This is a genomic window from Vibrio sp. STUT-A11 (genome assembly GCF_026000435.1).
Classification (GTDB): domain Bacteria; phylum Pseudomonadota; class Gammaproteobacteria; order Enterobacterales; family Vibrionaceae; genus Vibrio.
Genome location: NZ_AP026763.1, coordinates 760,350 through 784,079 on the forward strand (window position 1 = coordinate 760,350; position 23,730 = coordinate 784,079).

The 23,730-nt window shown below is 44.9% G+C and carries 28 protein-coding genes; 18 read left to right on the forward strand and 10 right to left on the reverse strand.

Going from position 1 to position 23,730, the window contains the following annotated elements:
• The 9 genes from OO774_RS03550 (at nucleotide 1) to dinB (ending at nucleotide 7,444) form a co-directional block, all read left to right on the forward strand.
• Nucleotides 1-1,245: an NADH:ubiquinone reductase (Na(+)-transporting) subunit B gene (locus tag OO774_RS03550; RefSeq protein ID WP_014232793.1), complete on the forward strand. Its 1,245-nt coding sequence runs from the start codon at nucleotides 1-3 to the stop codon at nucleotides 1,243-1,245.
• Entirely contained in the window at nucleotides 1,235-2,005 is a 771-nt protein-coding gene (locus OO774_RS03555) for a Na(+)-translocating NADH-quinone reductase subunit C (RefSeq protein ID WP_264904738.1), read from the forward strand. Before OO774_RS03550 ends, OO774_RS03555 begins: the two co-directional genes overlap by 11 nt.
• Complete coding sequence (locus tag OO774_RS03560) at nucleotides 2,005-2,637, forward strand: NADH:ubiquinone reductase (Na(+)-transporting) subunit D (protein WP_014232791.1); 633 nt, start codon at nucleotides 2,005-2,007, stop codon at nucleotides 2,635-2,637. The genes OO774_RS03555 and OO774_RS03560 overlap by 1 nt, the downstream gene beginning before the upstream one ends.
• 7 nt (nucleotides 2,638-2,644) lie before the next feature.
• Nucleotides 2,645-3,241 carry an NADH:ubiquinone reductase (Na(+)-transporting) subunit E gene (gene nqrE / locus OO774_RS03565; RefSeq protein WP_014232790.1) on the forward strand — a complete coding sequence of 199 codons (597 nt, stop codon included), beginning with the start codon at nucleotides 2,645-2,647 and terminating at the stop codon, nucleotides 3,239-3,241.
• A 33-nt stretch (nucleotides 3,242-3,274) separates the two neighbouring features.
• Nucleotides 3,275-4,498, forward strand: coding sequence for an NADH:ubiquinone reductase (Na(+)-transporting) subunit F (nqrF, locus tag OO774_RS03570; protein WP_264904742.1), 1,224 nt, complete (start codon nucleotides 3,275-3,277; stop codon nucleotides 4,496-4,498).
• Nucleotides 4,499-4,641: 143 nt separating this feature from the next.
• Nucleotides 4,642-5,646: an FAD:protein FMN transferase gene (locus OO774_RS03575; RefSeq protein WP_264904744.1), complete on the forward strand. Its 1,005-nt coding sequence runs from the start codon at nucleotides 4,642-4,644 to the stop codon at nucleotides 5,644-5,646.
• 22 nt (nucleotides 5,647-5,668) lie between these two features.
• Nucleotides 5,669-5,902: a (Na+)-NQR maturation NqrM gene (nqrM, locus tag OO774_RS03580; RefSeq protein WP_014232787.1), complete on the forward strand. Its 234-nt coding sequence runs from the start codon at nucleotides 5,669-5,671 to the stop codon at nucleotides 5,900-5,902.
• Between the two features lie 111 nt (nucleotides 5,903-6,013).
• Nucleotides 6,014-6,247 (forward strand): DUF2789 domain-containing protein, encoded by a 234-nt coding sequence (locus OO774_RS03585; protein ID WP_014232786.1) that lies wholly within the window; start codon nucleotides 6,014-6,016, stop codon nucleotides 6,245-6,247.
• Nucleotides 6,248-6,379: 132 nt separating this feature from the next.
• The gene (dinB, locus tag OO774_RS03590; protein WP_264904746.1) at nucleotides 6,380-7,444 is read left to right on the forward strand and encodes a DNA polymerase IV; all 1,065 of its coding nucleotides are present in this window, start codon (nucleotides 6,380-6,382) and stop codon (nucleotides 7,442-7,444) included.
• Here dinB and OO774_RS03595 read toward each other — a convergent pair.
• Nucleotides 7,441-9,384 (reverse strand): RecQ family ATP-dependent DNA helicase, encoded by a 1,944-nt coding sequence (locus tag OO774_RS03595; RefSeq protein WP_264904747.1) that lies wholly within the window; start codon nucleotides 9,382-9,384, stop codon nucleotides 7,441-7,443. The genes dinB and OO774_RS03595 overlap by 4 nt on opposite strands.
• A 76-nt stretch (nucleotides 9,385-9,460) precedes the next feature.
• Here OO774_RS03595 and OO774_RS03600 point away from each other — a divergent pair, with 76 nt between their 5' ends.
• From OO774_RS03600 to OO774_RS03610, 3 genes are all read left to right on the forward strand, one after another.
• On the forward strand, nucleotides 9,461-9,940 hold the full coding sequence (locus tag OO774_RS03600; protein WP_264904749.1) for a GreA/GreB family elongation factor: 480 nt from the start codon (nucleotides 9,461-9,463) through the stop codon (nucleotides 9,938-9,940).
• A gap of 61 nt (nucleotides 9,941-10,001) precedes the next feature.
• On the forward strand, nucleotides 10,002-10,745 hold the full coding sequence (locus OO774_RS03605) for a YggN family protein (protein ID WP_264904751.1): 744 nt from the start codon (nucleotides 10,002-10,004) through the stop codon (nucleotides 10,743-10,745).
• A gap of 281 nt (nucleotides 10,746-11,026) precedes the next feature.
• On the forward strand, nucleotides 11,027-12,391 hold the full coding sequence (locus OO774_RS03610) for a sodium-dependent transporter (protein ID WP_264904752.1): 1,365 nt from the start codon (nucleotides 11,027-11,029) through the stop codon (nucleotides 12,389-12,391).
• A 252-nt stretch (nucleotides 12,392-12,643) separates the two neighbouring features.
• Here the strand turns inward: OO774_RS03610 and OO774_RS03615 are convergent, their stop codons facing one another.
• The 4 genes from OO774_RS03615 to tsaA form a co-directional block, all read right to left on the reverse strand.
• Entirely contained in the window at nucleotides 12,644-12,835 is a 192-nt protein-coding gene (locus OO774_RS03615) for a DUF4250 domain-containing protein (RefSeq protein ID WP_264904754.1), read from the reverse strand.
• Nucleotides 12,835-13,041, reverse strand: coding sequence for a YaeP family protein (locus OO774_RS03620; RefSeq protein WP_014232780.1), 207 nt, complete (start codon nucleotides 13,039-13,041; stop codon nucleotides 12,835-12,837). Before OO774_RS03620 ends, OO774_RS03615 begins: the two co-directional genes overlap by 1 nt.
• Nucleotides 13,042-13,439: 398 nt before the next feature.
• Nucleotides 13,440-15,155: a proline--tRNA ligase gene (locus OO774_RS03625; RefSeq protein ID WP_264904755.1), complete on the reverse strand. Its 1,716-nt coding sequence runs from the start codon at nucleotides 15,153-15,155 to the stop codon at nucleotides 13,440-13,442.
• A 111-nt stretch (nucleotides 15,156-15,266) separates the two neighbouring features.
• A complete protein-coding gene (gene tsaA / locus OO774_RS03630) occupies nucleotides 15,267-15,977 on the reverse strand; it encodes a tRNA (N6-threonylcarbamoyladenosine(37)-N6)-methyltransferase TrmO (protein ID WP_264906060.1) in 711 nt (236 codons plus the stop codon).
• A gap of 123 nt (nucleotides 15,978-16,100) precedes the next feature.
• Here tsaA and OO774_RS03635 point away from each other — a divergent pair, with 123 nt between their 5' ends.
• The 3 genes from OO774_RS03635 to OO774_RS03645 all read left to right on the forward strand — a co-directional run bounded on the left by OO774_RS03635 (nucleotide 16,101) and on the right by OO774_RS03645 (nucleotide 18,307).
• Nucleotides 16,101-16,355 (forward strand): type B 50S ribosomal protein L31, encoded by a 255-nt coding sequence (locus OO774_RS03635; protein WP_020335158.1) that lies wholly within the window; start codon nucleotides 16,101-16,103, stop codon nucleotides 16,353-16,355.
• A gap of 10 nt (nucleotides 16,356-16,365) precedes the next feature.
• The gene (ykgO, locus tag OO774_RS03640; RefSeq protein WP_005380299.1) at nucleotides 16,366-16,491 is read left to right on the forward strand and encodes a type B 50S ribosomal protein L36; all 126 of its coding nucleotides are present in this window, start codon (nucleotides 16,366-16,368) and stop codon (nucleotides 16,489-16,491) included.
• A 229-nt stretch (nucleotides 16,492-16,720) separates the two neighbouring features.
• Nucleotides 16,721-18,307 (forward strand): AbgT family transporter, encoded by a 1,587-nt coding sequence (locus OO774_RS03645; protein ID WP_264904807.1) that lies wholly within the window; start codon nucleotides 16,721-16,723, stop codon nucleotides 18,305-18,307.
• Nucleotides 18,308-18,388: 81 nt separating this feature from the next.
• Here the strand turns inward: OO774_RS03645 and OO774_RS03650 are convergent, their stop codons facing one another.
• The gene (locus tag OO774_RS03650) at nucleotides 18,389-18,832 is read right to left on the reverse strand and encodes a YaiI/YqxD family protein (RefSeq protein ID WP_264904809.1); all 444 of its coding nucleotides are present in this window, start codon (nucleotides 18,830-18,832) and stop codon (nucleotides 18,389-18,391) included.
• Nucleotides 18,829-19,122: a hypothetical protein gene (locus OO774_RS03655; protein ID WP_264904810.1), complete on the reverse strand. Its 294-nt coding sequence runs from the start codon at nucleotides 19,120-19,122 to the stop codon at nucleotides 18,829-18,831. Before OO774_RS03655 ends, OO774_RS03650 begins: the two co-directional genes overlap by 4 nt.
• 1,044 nt (nucleotides 19,123-20,166) lie before the next feature.
• Between OO774_RS03655 and OO774_RS03660 the strand changes: the two genes are divergently transcribed.
• Nucleotides 20,167-20,652 (forward strand): GNAT family N-acetyltransferase, encoded by a 486-nt coding sequence (locus tag OO774_RS03660; protein ID WP_264906061.1) that lies wholly within the window; start codon nucleotides 20,167-20,169, stop codon nucleotides 20,650-20,652.
• Here OO774_RS03660 and OO774_RS03665 read toward each other — a convergent pair.
• The gene (locus tag OO774_RS03665) at nucleotides 20,612-20,911 is read right to left on the reverse strand and encodes a DUF3301 domain-containing protein (protein WP_264904812.1); all 300 of its coding nucleotides are present in this window, start codon (nucleotides 20,909-20,911) and stop codon (nucleotides 20,612-20,614) included. The two genes, OO774_RS03660 and OO774_RS03665, sit on opposite strands and share 41 nt — an antisense overlap.
• Nucleotides 20,912-20,924: 13 nt before the next feature.
• Complete coding sequence (locus tag OO774_RS03670; protein WP_264904814.1) at nucleotides 20,925-21,962, reverse strand: DUF3549 family protein; 1,038 nt, start codon at nucleotides 21,960-21,962, stop codon at nucleotides 20,925-20,927.
• Between the two features lie 79 nt (nucleotides 21,963-22,041).
• Here OO774_RS03670 and OO774_RS03675 point away from each other — a divergent pair, with 79 nt between their 5' ends.
• Nucleotides 22,042-22,356 (forward strand): YqcC family protein, encoded by a 315-nt coding sequence (locus tag OO774_RS03675; RefSeq protein ID WP_264904816.1) that lies wholly within the window; start codon nucleotides 22,042-22,044, stop codon nucleotides 22,354-22,356.
• Between the two features lie 5 nt (nucleotides 22,357-22,361).
• Nucleotides 22,362-23,138, forward strand: a complete 777-nt coding sequence (gene truC / locus OO774_RS03680) for a tRNA pseudouridine(65) synthase TruC (protein WP_264904817.1) — start codon at nucleotides 22,362-22,364, stop codon at nucleotides 23,136-23,138.
• Nucleotides 23,139-23,222: 84 nt separating this feature from the next.
• On the opposite strand, the gene OO774_RS03685 is transcribed toward truC, so the two are convergent.
• Complete coding sequence (locus tag OO774_RS03685; protein ID WP_264904819.1) at nucleotides 23,223-23,606, reverse strand: DUF3461 family protein; 384 nt, start codon at nucleotides 23,604-23,606, stop codon at nucleotides 23,223-23,225.
• Nucleotides 23,607-23,730 lie beyond the last annotated feature (124 nt).

A 23,730-nucleotide genomic window follows, 5' to 3' on the forward strand; every position in this document is an offset into this window, starting at 1 on the left:
ATGTCTCTTAAAAAATTTATTGAAGACATCGAGCATCACTTTGAGCCTGGTGGTAAACATGAGAAGTGGTTTGCCCTTTATGAAGCAGCAGCAACGCTGTTTTATACTCCGGGTCTTGTAACAAAGAGAAGCTCACACGTTCGTGATAGCGTTGACCTAAAACGTATCATGATCATGGTTTGGTTCGCTGTATTCCCAGCAATGTTCTGGGGTATGTACAACGCGGGTGGCCAAGCTATCGCAGCACTGACTCACATGCACGCTGGTGATCAACTAGCGACAGTAGTAGCAGGCAACTGGCATTACTGGCTAACCGAAATGTTTGGCGGAACCATATCCGCTGATGCAGGGGTTGGCAGTAAGATGCTACTTGGTGCGACTTACTTCCTACCTATCTACGCAACAGTGTTTATTGTTGGTGGTTTCTGGGAAGTTCTGTTCTGTATGGTGCGTAAGCACGAAGTTAACGAAGGTTTCTTTGTAACTTCTATCCTGTTCGCACTTATCGTTCCGCCAACACTTCCTCTATGGCAAGCAGCGCTAGGTATTACCTTCGGTGTAGTTGTAGCGAAAGAGATCTTCGGTGGTACAGGTCGTAACTTCCTAAACCCTGCACTAGCAGGCCGTGCATTCCTATTCTTCGCTTACCCAGCGCAAATCTCGGGTGACGTAGTGTGGACAGCAGCTGACGGTTTCTCTGGTGCGACTGCGCTTAGCCAATGGGCTCAAGGTGGTAACGGTGCTCTAGTAAACACAGTTTCTGGTGCTCCTATCACTTGGATGGACGCTTTCATCGGTAACATCCCTGGTTCAATTGGTGAAGTATCGACGCTTGCTCTGATGATCGGTGCAGCGATGATCGTGTACATGCGAATCGCTTCATGGCGCATTATTGCGGGTGTAATGATCGGTATGATCGCGACAGCAACGCTGTTCAACGTTATCGGTTCTGATACTAACCCTATGTTCAACATGCCATGGCACTGGCACCTAGTTCTGGGTGGTTTTGCATTCGGTATGTTCTTTATGGCGACAGACCCTGTATCAGCTTCATTTACCAACAAAGGTAAATGGTGGTACGGCGCTCTAATCGGTGTAATGTGTGTTCTTATCCGTGTAGTTAACCCAGCGTACCCAGAAGGTATGATGCTGGCGATTCTATTCGCGAACCTGTTTGCACCTCTGTTCGACCACTTAGTTATTGAGAAGAACATCAAGCGGAGACAAGCACGCTATGGCAAGTAATAACGACAGCATTAAAAAGACGCTGGGTGTTGTTGTCGGGTTGAGCCTTGTTTGTTCAATCATCGTATCAACAGCAGCCGTAGGTCTACGCGATAAGCAAAAAGCTAACGCTGTACTAGATAAGCAATCTAAGATCGTTGAAGTTGCGGGCATTGATGCTGCAGGTAAGAAAGTGCCTGAGCTATTTGCACAATACATTGAACCACGTCTGGTTGACTTTAATACTGGTGACTTTGTAGAAGGTAACGCTGCAACTTACGATCAGCGTAAAGCCGCAAAAGATCCTGCTGAGTCTATCAAGCTTCCAGCTGAAGATGACAAAGCGAAGATCCTTCGTCGTGCTAATACAGGTGTTGTATACCTAGTTAAAGACGGCGACGCAGTATCTAAAGTTATCATACCGGTTCACGGTAATGGTCTTTGGTCTATGATGTACGCATTTGTTGCTGTTGAAACTGATGGCAACACAGTATCGGGTATCACTTACTACGAGCAGGGTGAAACTCCTGGACTTGGTGGTGAAGTTGAGAACCCAAGCTGGCGCGCACAATTCGTAGGCAAGAAACTGTTTGACGAAAACCACAAACCAGCTATCAAGGTTGTTAAAGGTGGTGCGCCAGCAGGTTCTGAGCACGGTGTTGACGGCCTGTCAGGTGCGACACTAACTAGTAACGGTGTTCAACACACATTTGACTTCTGGTTAGGTGACATGGGCTTTGGTCCATTCCTAGCAAAAGTTCGTGACGGAGGTCTGAACTAATGTCTAGTGCACAAAATGTTAAAAAGAGCATTCTAGCGCCAGTATTGGACAACAACCCAATCGCGCTACAGGTTCTTGGTGTATGTTCTGCTCTGGCAGTAACAACTAAACTAGAAACTGCGTTTGTTATGACGCTGGCAGTAACGTTTGTAACTGCTTTGTCTAACTTCTCGGTATCTCTAATCCGTAACCACATTCCTAACAGCGTACGTATCATCGTTCAGATGGCTATCATCGCATCGCTAGTAATCGTGGTAGACCAGGTGCTTAAAGCTTACCTTTACGATATCTCTAAACAGCTATCGGTATTCGTAGGCCTTATCATCACGAACTGTATCGTAATGGGTCGTGCTGAAGCATTCGCAATGAAATCTGCGCCAATCCCATCTCTTATCGATGGTATCGGTAACGGTCTTGGTTATGGTTTCGTTCTTATCACTGTTGGTTTCTTCCGTGAGCTATTCGGTTCAGGCAAACTATTTGGTATGGAAATCCTACCTCTAGTGAGCAACGGTGGTTGGTATCAGCCAAACGGCCTAATGCTTTTAGCGCCATCAGCATTCTTCCTAATCGGCTTCCTAATCTGGGCAATCCGTATTCTGAAACCAGAACAAGTAGAAGCGAAGGAGTAAGGACGTCATGGAACATTACATTAGTCTGTTAGTTAAATCGATTTTCATCGAAAACATGGCTTTGTCTTTCTTCTTAGGTATGTGTACGTTTCTTGCGGTATCTAAGAAAGTTAAGACCTCTTTTGGTCTAGGTGTTGCGGTTGTAGTAGTACTTACTATCGCTGTTCCAGTAAACAACCTGGTTTACAACCTAGTATTGAGAGAAAACGCTTTAGTGGAAGGTGTCGATCTTAGCTTCCTAAACTTCATCACCTTTATCGGGGTAATCGCTGCACTTGTACAGATCCTAGAAATGGTGCTAGACCGTTTCTTCCCACCTCTGTACAACGCACTAGGCATCTTCCTACCGTTGATCACAGTAAACTGTGCGATCTTCGGTGGTGTATCTTTCATGGTACAACGTGACTACAACTTTGCTGAATCTGTTGTTTACGGTTTCGGTTCTGGTGTGGGCTGGATGTTAGCCATCGTTGCTCTTGCAGGTATCCGTGAGAAGATGAAGTACTCTGACGTACCTCCAGGTCTACGTGGTCTAGGCATCACGTTCATCACTGTAGGTCTAATGGCGTTAGGCTTTATGTCTTTCTCTGGTGTTCAACTGTAAGTCGGGTAAACCGCAACAATTAAGGAATAGTCAATGGACATTATTCTTGGTGTAGTGATGTTTACTCTGATCGTACTTGCTCTAGTACTAGTGATTCTTTTCGCTAAGTCTAAGCTTGTACCAACAGGTGACATTACAATTTCTGTGAACGACGACCCTAATCTGGCGATCGTTACACAACCAGGTGGTAAACTACTTAGCGCTCTTGCTGGCGCTGGTGTATTCGTTTCTTCTGCCTGTGGTGGCGGTGGCTCATGTGGTCAGTGTCGCGTAAAAGTTAAATCTGGTGGTGGTGATATTCTACCTACCGAGCTTGACCACATTACTAAAGGTGAAGCACGTGAAGGCGAACGTCTGGCATGTCAAGTTGCAATGAAAACGGACATGGACATCGAACTTCCAGAAGAAATCTTCGGCGTTAAGAAGTGGGAATGTACGGTTATCTCTAACGATAACAAAGCGACATTCATCAAAGAGCTTAAGCTACAAATTCCAGATGGCGAATCAGTACCTTTCCGTGCTGGTGGTTACATCCAGATTGAAGCGCCTGCTCACCACGTGAAATACGCTGACTTCGATGTACCAGATGAGTACCGCGAAGACTGGGACAAATTTAACCTGTTCCGCTACGAGTCTAAAGTAAACGAGGAGACAATCCGCGCTTACTCAATGGCTAACTACCCAGAAGAAGAAGGTATTATTATGCTAAACGTGCGTATCGCTACGCCGCCGCCTAATAATCCTGATGTACCACCTGGTATCATGTCTTCATACATCTGGTCTCTTAAAGAAGGTGACAAGTGTACGATTTCTGGTCCATTTGGTGAGTTCTTCGCTAAAGATACGGATGCTGAAATGGTATTCGTTGGTGGTGGTGCTGGTATGGCTCCAATGCGTTCGCACATCTTCGACCAACTTAAGCGTCTGCACTCTAAGCGTAAGATGTCTTTCTGGTACGGTGCACGTTCTAAGCGTGAAATGTTCTACGTAGAAGATTTCGATGGCCTACAAGCAGAAAACGACAACTTCGTATGGCACTGTGCTCTATCTGACCCAATGCCAGAAGATAACTGGGATGGTTACACTGGTTTCATCCACAACGTACTGTACGAAAACTACCTGAAGGATCACGAAGCTCCTGAAGATTGTGAATACTACATGTGTGGTCCACCGATGATGAACGCGGCTGTTATCGGCATGCTGAAAGATCTAGGTGTAGAAGATGAAAACATCCTTCTAGATGACTTCGGTGGTTAATCCATCTAAGTAATTGAAATTTGTGGCTGACTCTTACGGGTCAGCCATTGTTTTTTCTGAATATTAATTGATATAGAAAATCGGTTTATATCGACACAACTTATTCTCTATATCCATTTCAATTTTCCATAGGAGTTAAACAAGTGAAAAAGTGGCTTGTTGCTTTTGCTTCTCTCTTAGTTCTTGCAGGTTGTGAACAGCCAGCAGAGCAAGTACATCTAACTGGCCCTACAATGGGGACGACTTACAACATTAAATACATTGCTGCGGAAGGTATTCCGGCTGCGACTGAACTACAAAAAGAAGTCGACCGTTTACTCGAAGAAGTGAACGATCAAATGTCGACTTATCGTAAAGATTCAGAGTTAAGTCGTTTTAACCAATACACAGAGTCTGATGCGTTTGAAGTCTCTCCTCAAACTGCGACCGTAGTGAAAGAAGCGATTCGCCTCAACGGCCTTACTTTAGGCGCATTGGATGTGACTGTAGGACCTTTGGTTAACTTATGGGGATTTGGCCCGGAAGCTCGCCCTGAAGTCGTGCCAAGTGATGAAGAACTAGCGTCACGTCGCGCTATGACAGGTATCGAACACCTAGAAGTGGCAGGCAACACACTGAAGAAAGACATTCCAAACCTTTACGTAGATTTGTCTACCATCGCAAAAGGGTGGGGCGTTGATGTTGTGGCAGATTACATCCAATCTCAAGGCATCATGAACTACATGGTGGAAGTGGGGGGTGAGATGCGCGTGAAAGGTATTAACCGTGAAGGTGTAGCTTGGCGTATCGCGATTGAGAAGCCGTCTGTTGAAGAGCGAGCTATCCAAGAGATCATCGAGCCGGGTGAGATGGCTATTGCGACCTCTGGCGATTACCGTAACTATTTTGAGCGTGATGGCGTTCGTTATTCGCACATCATTAACCCAGAAACAGGCAAACCGATCAACCACAAAGTGGTCTCAGTAACGGTACTGGACAAATCGTCGATGACTGCAGATGGTCTAGCGACTGGCCTGATGGTGATGGGTGAAGTAAAAGGGATGCAAGTAGCACAAGAAAACAATATTCCGGTGCTAATGATTGTTAAGACCGAAGATGGCTTTAAAGAGCTGGCATCTGATGCCTACAAGCCATACGTAAGCCAATAATTACATAAGTGAGCATGTCTTTATGAGTACATTTCTAATTACATTTGCCGTGTTTGTCGCTGTAATTGCGGCAATGTCGATCGGCTATATCATCCAGAAAAAAGTCGTAAAAGGTAGCTGTGGCGGCCTTGGTGCGGTAGGCATTGAAAAAGTATGCAACTGTCCTGAGCCTTGTGATGCTCGTAAAAAGCGAGAAGCTCGTGAAGCTGCACGCGCAGAGAAGCTGGCGGCTTGGGAAAAAGACCGTATCGCATAACACTGTGAAGAGTTTAGACATTAATAACCCAGCTTTATGCTGGGTTATTTTTTATCGTCTGTCTGACAGGGTATATACTCTTGGTTAGTGATCCTGTTTGAGGAGGTAGATATGGAAATGCATCAACACGGAATGACGGAATTGTTTGAACAGCTTGGCTTGGGCAGTTCACCAAGGGAAATTAAAGACTTCGTGAATAACCATCGACATAAACGTGATTCTGCGCCGATATATGAAGCGAGCTTTTGGACACGCTCACAGTCAGCTTTCTTGAAGCAGGCTATTGAGCAAGATGCGGATTGGGCAGAGCTGGTCGATCAACTGGACGTTATGTTGCGGGATTAACTGACACAATCATAGAACAGTCAATGGGTTATCGAATCGTATGGATTTGGCGGTCAGTTAACCAATTAAACTTTCATTTTCTTCAGGCATGAATTTAACTATACTGGTTTTTTAAACAGTGTAATCTAGGTTATGTCAGAGCGAATCAGAAAAATTATTCATGTCGATATGGATTGTTTTTATGCTGCCGTAGAGATGAGAGATAACCCAAACTACCGAAACATTGCACTTGCTGTAGGCGGCCATGAGAAACAGCGTGGGGTGATTAGTACCTGTAATTATGAAGCCCGCAAGTATGGCGTGCGCAGTGCGATGCCGACTGCAAGGGCGTTACAGCTGTGTCCTAACCTTGTGGTTGTACCAGGCCGTATGCATATTTACAAACAGGTTTCTCAGCAAATTAGAGCGATCTTTGAACGCTACACTCCTATTATTGAACCCCTCTCTTTAGATGAAGCGTATTTAGACGTGACTGATGCAACAGCATGTCACGGCTCCGCAACATTAATCGCTGAAGCTATTCGAAGAGATATCTGGAATGAGCTTGGCTTGACCGCTTCAGCCGGTGTGGCACCAATCAAGTTTCTCGCCAAAGTCGCCTCAGATATGAACAAGCCCAATGGCCAGTTTGTAATTCCTCCAGACAAAGTTCAGCAAGTCGTGGACAAATTACCATTGGAGAAAATTCCGGGTGTGGGCAAAGTCAGCCTGGAAAAACTGCATCAAGCGGGTTTTTACCTTTGTGAAGACATTAAAAACAGTGATTACCGAGAACTGCTGCGTCAGTTTGGCCGCCAAGGTGCCTCATTATGGAAGCGGAGTCAGGGAATTGATGACAGAGAAGTGGTCGTTGAACGAGAGAGAAAGTCTGTCGGTGTAGAGCGCACGTTTAGCCAGAATATCTCCACTTATGACGAATGTTGGCAGGTAATAGAAAGTAAGCTTTATCCCGAGCTTGAGAAACGATTAGAGCGCGCTAGCCCTGATAAGTCGATCATCAAGCAAGGCATAAAAGTGAAGTTCGCCGATTTTCAGCTGACAACCATAGAACATATTCACCCTCAGCTTGAGCTAAATGATTTCAAGGTATTGCTGAGAGACATTCTCAAGCGTCAGCAGGGACGAGAAATTCGCCTTTTAGGCCTGAGTGTGATGCTCAAGCCGGAAACACAAGCTCGTCAGCTGAGTTTTTTCTAAGTTCGGGCTTTACTCACCTGCTCGATAACTTTATCGAAGGATACATTCGCCATTGCGCCATAGCCGGACTTTTTTGTCGCTTTTAGCTGGCTGATAAGCGGTGTACTGATCCCACATAAGAACCGGGCAACCGCCTCATTACTGATGGTTGTCGGAGATAATTGCACAAACTCATTCACCCAAGACACGACCTGTTCGTGCTCGGGCAGTTGATTTTCCTGAGCCGGAAACGTAGCTACTTGGCCTCGACAAACCGAGCAATGACCACATTGAGTCGGTGCGTTGTGGTCCGCAAAGTAGTGTGCCAGTTGGTGGCTTAAGCACTCTGAAGATTGAAATAAGCCCAACATCGTATGAATACGCTCGATATCTTTGTGCTCTTTAGATTGAAACAGCTCGTAAAGATGTTGTTCCAGCGTCTCAGCGCCTTGTTGAGTTGGAAGCACAGTGTAAACGTCGGTTAATTGCTTACTCTCCAGTTCAATCCAGCCGTTTTGATGAAAGTAATCCAGTGCCGCTACCACGCGGCTTCTCTCTGATTGATAATGCATCCAGAGTGCGTCTAAATCTACCTGACACCATACTTTGGCTTTTGTCGAGCAAGTGAAGATGGCTTCTACAAACTGGCGTCGTTCGCCTTGAAACTGGTTGAGGATAAAGTGCTGATCTTGGAGAAACTTAAAGCGATACTCGGCAAAATAGCTGTATTTCGCCTCGATGACTTTCTCCAACTCCAAATACACCAGCAGGGTTTTAAGTGGTAACTGACGTATATTACTGTCACGAGACAGGCGCAGCGGCACGATTTCCCACTGTGGAGCATGTTCACGAGCTTGCTCTAAAACATACTTGATAGAGGTACGTTCTGGCGTATCTCCATAAACAAAGTTCTCCAGTACGGTTAAGCCAGACGTATTGCCGAGAAGAATACATTCAGAGCGTTGACCGTCACGTCCGGATCGACCAATTTCCTGTGCGTAGTTCTCAATAGATTTCGGTAGGTCGAAGTGAATCACTCGGCGAATATCTGACTTGTCAACACCCATACCAAACGCGATCGTCGCTACGATGCAGTCAATTTGGCTATCCATAAACTGCTGCTGAATTTGTTCTCGAACGTCACTCTTCATCCCTGCATGATACGCATGGGCGTTAATGCCGATGTGGATAAGCGATTTTGCCACCTGCTCGGCAGTTTGTTGTTGAGTCACATACACAATGGTTGGCAGAGTAGGTTGTGCAGCAACGATGTTGTTAAGCTGAGTCTGTTTCTCCGATTCCTTGCAAGGAATGACTGAGATATCCAGATTTGGGCGATAGAAACCCGTAACGGTAATATTCTCACTGGCGATATTGAATTTCTGCTGCATATCATCAATAACGGCGGGTGTTGCTGTAGCAGTAAGCAGCAAGGATTGAGGTATGTTCAGCTCGCGCTGGTATTGTGGCAGTTTCAGGTAATCGGGACGAAAGTTATGTCCCCATTCAGAAATACAGTGTGCTTCGTCCACGACCATTAATGATATTGGGATCTGACGTATAAACTCACGGAATCGTTCGTTCTTGAGCCGTTCGACTGAAATCATCAGAATCTTTATCTGGCCGTTTTTCACCCCCGCCATCACTTGCTGAGATTCTTCCCGACTTTGGCTGCTGTCAATTGATGCCGCCGCAATGCCTTTACTTTGTAAAAAGCTAAGCTGGTCTTTCATTAACGCAAGGAGTGGCGAAATCACCAAAGTCAGGTTTGGCAGTTGCGTTGCGGGCAACTGATAACAAAGTGATTTTCCTGATCCGGTTGGAAAGATTGCCGCTGCAGAGTCACCATTCATCACAGCTTCAATGACGGGTTGTTGACCTGAGCGTAATGAGTCAAAACCAAATATCGACTGAAGTGTTTTCTGCAACTGGGCACTTTTCTGCAACTGAATGGTTTGCATAATAGGGAAACCTTTCTTTAATGATAAACTAGATCACAATACCATAATCTGTTTGCTAAAAGTGCCTTTTAAAAGTATGAACAAAGCAGAGTTAGTCCAAATAATCATTCAGCAATTGGAAGAAAAACTTCAGATTGCGCACGCTGCTACCCAGAGAGCCATCGATGCAGCGACAGATGAAGAGACGGTTCCTGAACACAAGTATGACACGCTGGCGTTAGAGGCCTCTTACCTTGCTCACGGTCAGGCAATGCGAGTTCAGGAGAGTGAAGAAGAGTTACAGCAGTACCGTTCGTTGGTCATTCGAGACTTTACGGATATGCCGATTGGTGTCGGAGCTTTTGTCTTGCTGGAAGACGATGATTTGCATGAAAAGTGCTTTTTTATCGGCCCTTGCTCAGGTGGCTTAACAGTTGAGTGGCAAGAGAGGCAAGTCTTTGTCTTAACGGCGAAATCTCCGCTTGGTCGAGCATTGGTGGGAAAAGAAGAAGGGGAGGATGTTGATATTAAAATTGGCGATAAAACAATTGGTTATTCGGTGGTGACGGTTTTCTGACATCAAATGTATAACCCAGTGTTATGTTTAACGGTAGTAAAGTTGGATAAAAGAGAAAGACATGAAGAAACTGCTTACACTTTCATTGCTGGTAGTGAGTGCTTCTGGCTATACAGCGCAGTGTCGTGTGGACATCAATAATGAAGTTCGTCTGGATGGACAGAGTTTGGAAATTCATCAATCTACTGGTGATACGGCGGTTGTCGATGAACAAAACAACCTGTTCATTAAAGGGGAGCAAGTCGAACTCGATGCTGATCAGCAAGCAGCGATTGAAGGCTACCGAGAGAAAATGAACGCTTACATCCCTCAGGCTAAACAATTGGCGAGTGATGGTTTAGATCTGGCGAATGCCATCATCGATGATGTCGCGGCGAGTCTGGATGCACCTGACGCTTTTGACAATGTAAAAGCATCGGTCAAAACATTTTTTGAAGACGTAGAATCGCGCTACTACAAAGACGGTGACTTTATTTTGCCTGCTGAAAGTTTTGAATCGATGACTCAAAGCTGGACGGACGATTTTGCTAAAGCTCAGGAAATCTTCAACAAAGAGTTTTTGGCAAGTGCGTTTGAAGCGTTGTCGAAAAAGATGCAAGAAGAAGACGGGCTTAATCTGACGGCGCTGTCTGAAAGTATGACGGAGTTGAGTGCAAAAGTTGAACAACGTATCAATGAGCATTCGCAAGGTATAGAGCAAAAAGCGGAAGAGTTGTGTGACTCACTCGATGATATGGCCGTTCAGGAGGATAACGTCCTGAAGAAAATTCCAGAGCTGAAAGACTATCGCGTCTTTACGATTTAACCTCTGAACATAACCAAAGAGAGCGCCATTGTGCGCTCTCTTGCTATATGGGCATTTAAACCATCACATGAAGCTGAAGTTTTATTAAGCGTTCTGCTAGGTAAGCTCTGGTCAAGAAATGCATCACTACGACGAAACTTGAGATGTACGTAATATTTTACAAACTGAATGTCTGCTGATCGTTGTTGTTGTCGAGTATTTAACCTACTTGCTCTTGCTGATTAGTTGATATTTCTATAATGTACTAGCCAACTAGTTCATTGGTGTATTGTGTGAGTGGTATGACACAACAAAATTCTTCTCAGCCTCGTGAGCATTTTGGCTCTCGCCTCGGATTCATTTTAGCCGCAGCAGGTGCGGCAGTGGGTCTGGGCAATATTTGGGGCTTCCCTACGCAAGCTGCCAGTAATGGTGGTGGTGCATTCTTGTTAGTTTACTTAGTGATGATTCTTATCGTCGCGTTTCCTATGCTTGTGGTTGAAATGGCGATTGGCCGTCATGGTCAGGCAAACCCTGTCGACAGTATGCGAGCGCTGACTCATAATCCTGTCGCTAAAAAGTTTGGCGGCCTGGTCGGTTGGATCGGTCTGAGTGTACCAAGTGCGGTATTAGCGTTTTATTCCATTGTTGGTGGTTGGTTGATCTGCTTTTTATTAGGTGCGATTACCGACATCATGGGCTTGGAAGCTGTTACCGCTTGGTTCAAAGGATTCAGTGTCGAGCGCAATCTGTTTGGTACGATTACTTTTTATGTTCTCACGGTTTTAATCGTACAAGGTGGCGTTAAACAAGGTATCGAAAAATGGTCAACACGCTTGATGCCAGCACTTTTCGTTTTATTTGCGTTGCTGTTTGTTTACATCATGACGCAAAACGGCGCAATGGAAGGTCTTAAGCACTACCTTGTACCGGATTTTGAAAAGATTTGGGACCGAAAACTCATCTTAGCTGCAATGGGACAGGGTTTCTTCTCGCTGACCATTGGTGGCTGTTCGATGCTGATTTACGGTTCTTACTTAAGCAAGAAAGAGAACTTGCCTAAAATGGCGATGAACGTGACTCTAGTGGATACCGCAGTGGCATTTATTGCTGGTCTGGTTGTGATGCCAGCGATGTTTGTCGCGATGCAGAAAGGCGTTCAGATTTACGCGGAAGATGGTTCCCTGCTAAGCTCAGATACGCTGGTATTTACTGTTCTGCCGTTGATGTTTGATAGCTTGGGCTTACTTGGCCAATTGTTCGCTATCGTGTTCTTCTTACTACTTACGATTGCTGCCCTGACATCATCTATCTCGATGCTTGAGTGTCCGGTGGCTCTGGTCAGTGAGCGTTTTAATACTCCACGTAGCGGAACCAGCTGGGTTCTAGGTGGTTTGATTGCTCTGTTCAGTGTCGTGATCGTATATAACTTTGGTGCGATGTTTGGTTTGGTAGCAACTGTGGCGACTCAGTACCTGCAACCAACGGCGGCTTTACTGTTCTGTCTGTTTGGTGGCTGGGTATGGAGTCGTAACTCGAAGATTAAAGAGCTTGAGCAAGGCTTCCCAGAGTTTACTCAAGGCTGGTTTGGCAAATTATGGCCTGTGTACGTGAAGTTTGTTTGCCCTGTGCTGGTGGCGACGGTTATCTGGGCTTCATTTGGCTAATTAATACCAACCTAAGTAAGAAAGTGGTCATACTTAATGATAGAGAAGCAGAAAACAGGCATCGAGAACAAACACGCATGAACCCATCCATGGGGCTTCTATTTGCCATCCACGGTAAATAGAGTTGGTTTATCGACCCCTGTTCCCTGATCAGTTAATTTTTCAGATTGGTATAACTAATTAACTAATAAAAGAAAAGGGCTTGATGATCGATCATCAAGCCCTTTTTGTATTCTGCCCAGAGGAGACGTATTAACGGAACTGACCGGCTTCCGGAAGGAAATCAAAACCCGCCGTTGCCAGTTTCGCTTCCAGCGCTGCACGGTCGATATCAAAGAAAGCCACGAGCTTATCCAAATCGCCGCCAAAGTCATCACGCAGCTTCATGTTGACGATGCTCATTAGCATCACAGGATCCATAGATGCAAAATTCGCCAGATTCATTACTTATCCTCAAAATCAGAAATCAGTAAGTTTGCCGCGGCAAATGCTGCCGCTTCACGAGTTTCTTGCGGTAGTGACTCGTTTGCAGCAACGTCATTCAACGCTTTTACTGCACAAGAAATTGCTTGTGGCACATAAGCTTGATCGCCACTGCCAATTTGAGCGTAAAGCTCACGAACTAGTTCACAACAGCCGTATACTTGCATTGTATAATCCTTAAAAGTGATAACTGCTGTCAAATATACACATAGCCGATTTGAAACTCAAAGCAGAGACTTGTCTTGCCTCAATTTGTTGTTCGCATTGAGCACGGTTTAATCACATCAGAAGTGATAGGTTGTACCTGACTTAATTTTACTTACTAATGTCATTCCGAGGAGCCTTGGCGACATCAGGAATCTAATAGCAGCGAGCTGAGAAATTTTGGCGTTTTCCTTCGCAACATAAAACTTAGAAAGTAGATTCTGAATCACGCTCGTTCCTCGCTGTCCAGAATGACGAGTGGTTTGAGTATGTCGCTTTCTGTTATGTGATTGGTATTTAATAGGTATAAAAAAGGGCTGACCGAAGCCAACCCTTTCTAACAATAAGATAGGTAGAGAACTTATTGTAGCTGAGTTTTAATGTGCTCAACGATATCAGCCATTGCTACGGCTGTTTTCTCACCAGAACGACGGTTCTTGTACTCGAAGTTACCTTCTTTCATTGAACGATCGCCGATGATGATCGTATGCGGTACGCCTAGTAGCTCCATATCAGAGAACATTACGCCCGGACGCTCTTTACGGTCATCAAACAGGACTTCGATACCCATCGCAGTCAGTTCTGCGTACAGCTTCTCAGCCGCCTCTTTCACTTCTTCTGACTTGTGCATGTTCATTGGTACGATTGCTACCTGGAACGGTGCTAGCGCGTCTGGCCAGATGATACCGTATTTATCGTGGTTCTGTTCAATTGCTGCTGCAACAACGCGAGAAACACCAATACCGTAACAGCCCATCTCCAGAATAACGTTTTTACCGTCTGGACCAAGTACGCCACAGTTCATCTTCTCTGAGTAGTTCTTACCTAACTGGAAGATGTGGCCGACTTCGATACCACGCTTAAGCTGAATAGTACCTTTACCACATGGGCTAGGATCACCTTCAACCACGTTACGTAGATCTTCAACTTGGTCAAGTTCAACGTCACGGCCCCAGTTAATCCCGAAGTAGTGTTTGTCGTCGATGTTAGCACCACCGCCGAAGTCACTCATTACCGCTACGCTGCGATCAACGATGAACGGCAGTTTAAGGCCAACCGGGCCAAGTGAACCTGGACCTGCGCCGACAAGTGCACGAATTTCTTCTTCTGTCGCCATTTCTAATGGAGCAGCAACTTGTGGAAGGTTCTCTGCTTTTACTTCGTTCAGTTCATGATCGCCACGAACAAGCAGCGCAATGATCGGTGCATCAACTTCATCAGACGCTTTGACAAACAGTGTCTTGATGGTTTTCTCAATTGGCAGACCGTGTTGCTCAACCAACTCTGCGATGGTTTTCGCATTAGGTGTATCGACTAGCGTCATCTCTTGAGTTGGTGCTGGAGCAGAATCGGTTGGTGCTAATGCTTCTGCTTTTTCAAGGTTCGCTGCGTAGTCGGATTCAGTAGAGAAGGCGATAAGGTCTTCACCACTTTCTGCCAGTACATGGAACTCTTGAGAGCCGCTACCACCAATTGCGCCGCTATCAGCAAGCACAGGACGGTAATCCAGACCCATACGGTCGAATGCTTTACAGTAAGCATCGTGCATTGCGTCGTATGACTTTTGCAGACCTTCTTTGTCGATGTCGAAGCTGTACGCATCCATCATCGAGAACTCACGAGAACGCATGACACCAAAGCGTGGACGGCGTTCGTCACGGAATTTAGTCTGGATTTGGTACAGGTTCAGAGGAAGTTGTTTGTAAGAGTTTACCTCGTTACGCACCAAGCTGGTGATCACTTCTTCAGCGGTTGGGCTAAGAACAAACGGACGTTCATGACGGTCAGTAAAGCGAAGTAGCTCAGGTCCCATTTTCTCGCTGCGGCCTGTCTCTTCCCAAAGTTCAAACGGCTGAACAACGGGCATCAAAGTTTCGATTGCACCTGCATTGTCGATCTCTTGACGAACGATGTTTTCGACTTTACGCAGCACACGTAGACCAGTAGGTAGCCAGGTGTATAGACCTGAAGCCAGCTTACGGATCATACCTGCACGTAGCATGAGCTGGTGGCTCACTACTTCTGCGTCGTTTGGAGTCTCCTTCAGAGTAGAAAGAAGATAATTACTGGTACGCATTAAATTTATCCGTTTATTTAAGTTAATTACTCATGTCACTGCTGACGAGAGTATGGAAGTCCCACAATGGGAAATTTATTAGCCGCTTATAATATCAGCCAATTGGCTTTGTCAAAAGCTTTCGATCGCAGTAACCGTTATTAAGTTGTCCTTCACGGTAAACTTGACGTTTAAATCGAACAAATTTACCGCATATTCTTTGTTGTCTGGCTTGTTTCTCTTGTACGCGGGACGGGGATCTTGCGCTAAGACTTGTTCGATCACCGACAGTAAATGATCAGTATCGTATTGCTTTTGTACCACCGCCAATGCTTGTGATGACAGTGCTTGCGAAGAAAAAGTGACTTGCGATTTTTCTGGTTCTTCCCCCGCATAACCACCTTGTGCATCTGGAATCGAATCCGAGTAGGGAATGTAAGGTTTAATGTCGACAATCGGGGTGCCATCAACCAAGTCAACGCTGCCTAGTTCTAGGTATATTTGTTCACCTTGCTTGATTACGCCTTTGACTTCTACAGCTGACATACCAATACCATTTGGCCGAAAAGTGGAGCGAGAGGCAAACACACCGATTCTCTCATTCCCGCCTAAACGTGGAGGCCTGACAGTGGGCTTCCAGCCTGCCGCTAAATTTTGATCAAACAGAAACAGTAACCACACATGAGAAAACTGTTCTAAACCTCTGACTGCTTCAGGGCTGTTTGCCTCGCCTAAAAGTTTCACTCTTGCTGTAGCTGCAGGTACTAAACGTGGTTGGCGAGGGACCGCGAACTTTTCTTTGTAAGGCGTTTCAATGACGCCAATTGGCTCAATGGAATACATAGTGACCATATTTAACAATTCGTTTAACACAAAAAGTATCACAAATTTCTCTTGCGATTTCTCTTGATAATAATTATCATTTAAGATGTTATAACATAACAATATGACTGAGAGGAAAATACGATGAAACCAGGTATTCACCCTGAATATCGCCCTGTGGTATTTCACGACACCAGCGTAGATAAATATTTTGTTGTTGGTTCAACGCTTAAAACCGACCGAACTATCGAGTGGGAAGACGGTAAAACATACCCTTACATGACTTTAGATGTGTCGTCAGCATCTCATCCGTATTACACAGGTAAACAGCGAGTGGTGCAGGCAGAAGGACGCATTGCTAACTTCAATCGTCGTTTTGGGCAATTTACTAAAGAATAAGGAGAAAGACATGAAAGTGGTTAAATCATTAAAGAGCGCGAAAAGTCGCCACCCTGACTGCCAAATAGTGAAGAGAAGAGGGCGTCTGTACGTTATTTGCAAAACGAATCCTAGATTCAAGGCCGTACAGAAGTAGCAATATATTATCTCGGTTGATTATGGTTTTGTTTAATTGATAGTGTTGATTTATGCATTTTATATGGATGAAATATCTACATATTTGCAAATAACTGGTTAAATGTTTGTCTGTTGGTTACACTTTGTAACGTTTTTGACTTTGAATTGACTCTTTACTCAAGTACCCTTCGCTCGCTTTTTGACAACTTTGTCACATTTGCATAGGAATAAAAACAAGGAGGGAACAGATGAGTTCATCTGCTTCAATTAAACAAAACACGCCTAAAAAGCCGCTGTTTACGCGCTTTTTGGATACTGTCGAATATTTGGGGAACCTTTTACCCCATCCGATTACACTATTTGCCATTTTCTGTTTAGCCATTTTGGTGATGTCGGGTATAGCTGGTTACTTCGAAGTATCCGTTATGGACCCTCGTCCAGAGGGGGCAAGTGGTCGTTCCGCAGACGGTATGATCCACGTTGTCAGCTTACTTAACGCTGATGGTTTACAACTTATCGTTACTAACCTAGTGAAGAACTTTGTTGGTTTTGCCCCGCTAGGTACGGTACTTGTAGCAATGCTTGGTGTTGCTATCGCAGAGTACTCTGGTCTACTTTCAGCAGCGATGCGTGGTCTGGTAATGGGTGCGTCTCAGCGCATGGTTACAGTAACAGTCGTTTTTGCGGGTATCATTTCAAATACGGCATCTGAGCTTGGCTATGTGGTACTGATTCCACTAGCAGCAATGCTTTTCCACTCGTTAGGTCGTCATCCTCTTGCTGGTCTTGCTGCTGCATTTGCTGGTGTATCTGGTGGTTACTCTGCAAACCTACTTATCGGTACGGTTGATCCACTGCTTTCAGGTATTACTGAAACTGCAGCACAAATGATCGACCCAACCTACACGGTAGGTCCAGAAGTAAACTGGTACTTCATGTTTGTATCTACTTTCTTCATTGCGATTACTGGTGCGTTTGTTACTGAGAAAATCGTTGAGCCAAAACTTGGTAAGTACAATGAAGAAGAAGCCTCAGAAGATCTGTCTAAAGACAAAATGGGCGGTCTAACAGACCTGGAGAAGAAAGGTCTAAAACTGGCAGGTATTGCTATTCTGGCGGTATCAGCGTTGTTGGCTTGGACAATCGTTCCAGAAAATGGCGTTCTACGTTCTGATGCTGGTACTATCGCAGGTTCACCATTCCTGAAAAGTATCGTTGCTTTCATCTTCGTATTCTTTGCTATCCCTGGTTTTGTATACGGTAAAGTTGTAGGCACAATGAAAACTGACCGTGATGTTATCGATGCGATGTCTAAATCTATGTCTTCTATGGGCATGTACATCGTACTGGTATTCTTCGCAGCTCAGTTCGTTGCTTTCTTTAAATGGACGAATTTTGGTCAGGTATTCGCAGTTGCGGGTGCGGATTTCCTACAAAACATCGGTCTAACAGGCCCTATGTTGTTCTTTGCCTTCATTCTAATGTGTGGCTTCATCAACCTGATGATCGGTTCTGCATCGGCGCAGTGGGCAGTAACTGCACCAATCTTCGTACCAATGCTAATGCTGGTAGGTTACGCGCCTGAAACTATTCAGGCGGCTTACCGTATCGGTGACTCGACAACCAACATCATCACACCAATGATGAGCTACTTTGGTCTAATCCTAGCGGTTGCAACTCGCTACATGAAGAACCTGGGTATCGGTACGCTAATCGCGACCATGCTACCTTACTCAATCTGCTTCATCATAGGTTGGAGTGTGCTGTTCTATCTATGGGTATTCGTATTTGGTCTACCAGTAGGTCCTGGCGCGGCAACTTACTACACGCCGTAATAAAAAAGCACCTCACACAGCTCTAAAAAAGCCTGCGAATCTCGCAGGCTTTTTTTAGTTTTGGACGTTTTGGACGTTTGGTTAACGTTTGGCGAGAATCCTGTCTAAGTGATTGGCAAACTCTCGACGCTCTGTTTGCGATAGGGAAGCGGGACCACCGGTTTGAATACCGCTAGCACGCATGGTATCCATAAAGTCACGAATGTTAAGGCGCGCTTTGATGGTGTCTTTGGTGTAAAGTTCACCACGAGAACTTAATGCCAGCGCACCTTTGTCGATCACTTCATCAGCAAGTGGAATATCAGAGGTAATGACCAAGTCATTGGCTTCCACGCGTCGAACAATTTCGTTATCGGCAATATCAAAGCCTGCCGGTACCTGAAGCGAATGAATGTTGGCTCTTTTCGGAACCGGCACAATATGGTTGGCAACGAAAGTACATTCAACACCAGTTCGTTCTGCTGCACGAACAATGGTCTCTCGAATGACCTTCGGGCAAGCGTCTGCATCTACCCAAAGCTTCATGACTTTTTCTCGCTCAGTTTTGCTTCTAGTTCTTCTATGCGAGCGGTCAGTTGTGCGACCGTATTCTCAAGCGTAGTCAGGCGATCTTCTTGCGACGCTTTCTGGGCGGCAACTTCAATTTTTGGCACACGATTCGCGCTCCTCCAGCTCTTGATCGTCGCGATTAATGCTGGCATAGGTACAGGCGTTCTCATTCGTGCTTTAACTAGAGCCACACTCGGTTCTTTCCCTTCTTGCTGAAGCTGCTCCAAAACCGCTTCCAGTTCTTTAGTGACGTCTTGGGTTAACATTTTCAATCCTTAACAACGATATTATTATCATCATACGTTGAGCGGCTAGATTTAGCGAATAGCAATTTGGATTGCGTCTTGTGAGAGATCTCTTACAAGGGGTGTGAGAGAAAACGATTTCTTTAGCAGATAAACAGAAATAGCTCGTTGTAATTCATTGATATATTTGGGTTTAACTTTTTATTAACAATTAAACCCTGAAAAAATGTTAGTGGGCATAATTGTGATTGCAAAAGAAAAGAGTAAATTAAACCTTGTCGGCAGGAAGCGGACACGGAACAGGAAAGCACCACGGAATTGGTCATCGTCAGGAAGACGATTTGGTCACTCAGGATGAGTGAACAAGCAAGGAGCACTGGACATTGTAAGGACACAATCATCAATAGGATGTTGATGACTAAGGATAGACAATGGACCCCTCATAGGATTGAGGCAGGACAGCATCAGGACGATGCCATGGACACCGCTCAAGGAACAAGTGAAGTGCGCTAACGGGGAATGTTGGCTATCAGGATTGATAAGGACACCGCTAGGACGGCGACGTAAGGACAGGACTGATGGATTCAGTCACTATTATGGATGATGCATGGAGCATTATTTTGTAGCCGGACTGCTGCGAGTAAGATCATGACCCCGATACACTTGTGTCGGGGTTTTTCTTATTTTAAGTCCATGCATTAAATTTGGTCGGTAAAAATGTTATTTGCCAAAAGAGGCGATGAATTAAGCTCGAATGGCTGACACGACCAGAAGTAAGGAAATCGTTAAAATCTGACAATATTGTCCGACTTTTCTTACGTAGCAATTTAGTGACTTTAATAAAATTAATATCATAAGATGAATAAAAGATTAAACTGCAACTTAACAGTTTGTTAGTAAGGCAGTTTAAAACATTACCCTTTCCTATCAGTTGGTTTAACTTTTGGCTTTTCTACAAGGTTTTATGCCCCGCAGTTGATGAATCGTATCGTTCGAATACGCGATATGCGGGTACGTTTGGTTTGTTGTAATCAAGGAAAAGATGTGGCCATAGTGACCAGAAGAATGCTTCTTCTACCCTACGATGAGTCGTTACAACTTGAGTTCGTAATGCTTAACTGCTGTGCGAAAAACCGCGCTGAAATGAACGGTCCGCATACTGTAGCGTCTGCTAAACAGCTATTTGAAAAAATACTCGATGATAGAAATATTTATAGTCTGGCGGTACTTGAAAGCACCAGCCGTGATTATATGGGGCATATTTTTATTTCTCAGCTCGATTCGGAGCCTGAGTTAGGATTTATCTTTGATAAAGCGTATTGGGGGAAAGGGTTGGCGACAGAAGCGTTGAAGGCTTTCTTCCCTAAAGCTTGTCGGGAGTTTGGGTTGAGTGAAGTCACTGCTAACGTTAACAGCAGTCATCACGCTTCATTGGCGCTACTGAAAAAACTAGGCTTTGTTGTCACCCGTGAAAGTAAGGACTTATACGGCCCTTACTTTGAAATGACCTTTACAAGCGATGCGGTGGTAGGTGAAAGCTCAGCGGCCTAAAACCAACCATCGTTAATTCCCCCTGGTAACAGTCGTCGCCAAGGGATGAAAACTCAAATTGATACAACGTATGCCAACGCCAGATTCCATCTGGCGTTTTTAGTTTATGCGCACCAAAAGCGATGCTCACCAATTGGAGATCCAACTGATCACATTTGCGTGTTATTGCTGCTTTTGCCAGTTCAGATTGACGTCGCTGTTGCCAAAATAGGAAGCAGAAAAAACACAGTCCCAATATTGCCAGTAGATCTCCTATCATCTCTAATCCTTTATTAACCCTTTGTCGCTTGCTGTAAATTGACCAGAGCTCGCGTCAACTCTTCGGATGGACTGGAGTGCAGCAATGGCAGCAATACCATTCTGAGCTCTGGCAGCATGACTAAATCTGCGAATAGTTGATTAAACAGAGTTTGGTTGCCAGTTTGAGCAAGACGCAGTAAGAATTGTTCTGCGATTTCTGCGTCGGCTAGCAAATGCCAAGTACGTCCTGCAATACCAATTAGTACTTCTTGGTGGCTGAGACGAGGGCTTTGCAGAATCGCTTTTAATACAGGAAGGGCGATGTTTGTAGGCGCTCCTGCTAATGCTCGAATGAGTGCAGACAACAAAAATAGGTCGGGTTCGTTACTCTCTATCTCTTTGTGTGCTTTCTCAGCGATGCGTTCTGCCAGGCGTTCTTGAAGGTCTACGTGTTCTAGTGCCCCTAACAGCGCATACAAAGGCTCGTTTGGTAAATGGTGAATGGCTTTGCGTAGTGCTACGGCATTTTGTTCTTTGCCTAAGCGAGCTGCCATGTCGGTAATACCTTGCAAGCCGACAGTCTGCCAGTTTTCCCATCCAAGACCACCAGAGAAATAGTGCTGGGTATGTTCGTAATACTGGCTGGTGGGCAGATCTAAACTAGAGCGAATTAAGCTATGGAATACCGCCATTTTGTCTTCAGAAGGTTTGAAGGTGTATGGGTTATTGGACAGCTTTTGTTGCTGTTCTTCAGACATATCGTCACTCAGACGCGTCCCCATCGCTTCAACCACGTATTTAATGAAGTTTCCGATATCAGACTGCTTCAGTAGGCCGCGCTCATCGAGATCAAACTTAAGAAACCAAATCCAGGGTTGCTTTTGCTCATTCCAGTAAGCGATGGCCAGGTGTGCTTTGCGCTGCATCGGGAAAGGGTAAGGGCACTGTCCTTTTTCCACATCGGCAAATATTTTTGGATCAATGGCCTTGATGCGACGACCAAGGTCGAAGATTTGATAATCACAGTTGCTGTTGTTGAGCAATTGCGTGAGGGTCTGAATGTTTTCCATTAAATACGACGTCCTAACGTTCTTTTCACAAGAGATGGTATCATTCTCGGCTAATTCAAGGTTCGATATGTAAAAGTTAATGACTACAAGCACAAAACTGGCGGAATTACTTCACCAACTTGAAGCGCAGCTGCACAAGCACCAACTTTGGCAACAAACGATGCCATCGCCACAAGCCCTGCAAAGTGTAGAGCCGTTTGCGATAGATACCCTTCATCCGCATGAGTGGCTGCAGTGGATATTTATTTCCCGAATGCGCGTTTTGGTTGAAAGTAACCAGCCTTTGCCACGTGGCTTTTCAATTGAACCCTATTTTTCAGAGGTGTGGAAACAAGAGCCGCAATACGCTGAGCTATTGGTCACCATCCGAACTATCGACGAACTATGTAAGTAACCTCAATGTCAGAACAAGAAACATCACAACCCGTTTCTCCAGTGGAATTGGAGATTGTTTATCAAGATGAATACTTTGTCGCGGTGAACAAGCCTGCCGGTATGCTGGTACATCGTAGTTGGTTAGACAAACACGAAACCCAGTTCGTCATGCAAACATTACGTGATCAAATTGGTCAGCACGTTTTTCCTCTGCACCGTTTAGATCGACCAACGTCTGGGGTATTGGTGTTTGCGCTTTCCAGTGAGGTCGCATCTCAAGTAATGCCGATGTTTGCTGAGCATAAAATGGAAAAAACTTATCATGCCATCGTGCGCGGTTGGATTGAGGAAGAGGGCGTTTTAGATTACGCGCTTAAAGTCGAATTAGACAAAATCGCGGACAAGTTCGCTTCTCAGGAAAAAGAAGCGCAAGAAGCTGTCACAGCTTATAAACCTCTGGCGAAAGTTGAAGTGCCGTACTCCACCGGGAAGTTTCCAACCACACGTTATTGTCTAGTGGAAATGCATCCTAAAACTGGGCGTAAACATCAGCTTCGTCGTCATATGGCCCACCTACGCCACCCAATCGTAGGTGATACTTCTCATGGTGATGGTAAGCACAACAAACTGTATCGAACTGAATTTGATTCTCACCGTTTGTTATTGCATGCATCAGAGCTTCGTTTTGTTCATCCGTTTACTAATCAAGAGATAGTGATGAAAGCGAATATCGATGAAACTTGGCAGCAGTTGTTTGCCCGATTTGAATGGGATGAAGCACTGGTTAAGTCAATAAGTTAACGTATTCTTGCGAAAGCAAAGAACAAAAAATAAAGGGGTTGATGTATATACCAACCCTTTTTTTGATTTTACGTATTTTAACTATTACTTGAGTTTTTCTAGATCTGCCTCGATCTCTGAGATCTTGCTTGATACGACTTTTTCTAAATGGCGAAGGTCAGACAATATTTTTTGTTTGACGTCGACTTCAGCCACTTTGGTTGGTTTAGTGATTTTATTTAGCTCATCGATAACTAACGTCAGGTTGCGATTGATTTCGGTGACTTCTTTGTATTTATGACTGCCACTGTCCACAAGTACATTTTTGATTTGGCGTGGGTATTTAAATTTGACACTTTTGGCGAAGAGCTCGCCTTTTTGTTTTTGGAAGTAGATTTTCAGCACATCTTTATGTGCCTCTTGGCGAAGGGAGTAACGTTCAATCTGTTTTGGGTCTTGGATGCCCAAACCAGTGAGGTGTGGAAACATAGGCTACCTCTATATACTGAAATGATATCAGTTCTACTTTAGCAGCCTATGTACGTGCTAGATAGTTGATAATTGGTTCAATTGCTCAACTTGTGGGCAAGATCGCTATCGTTCTTGCCCACGC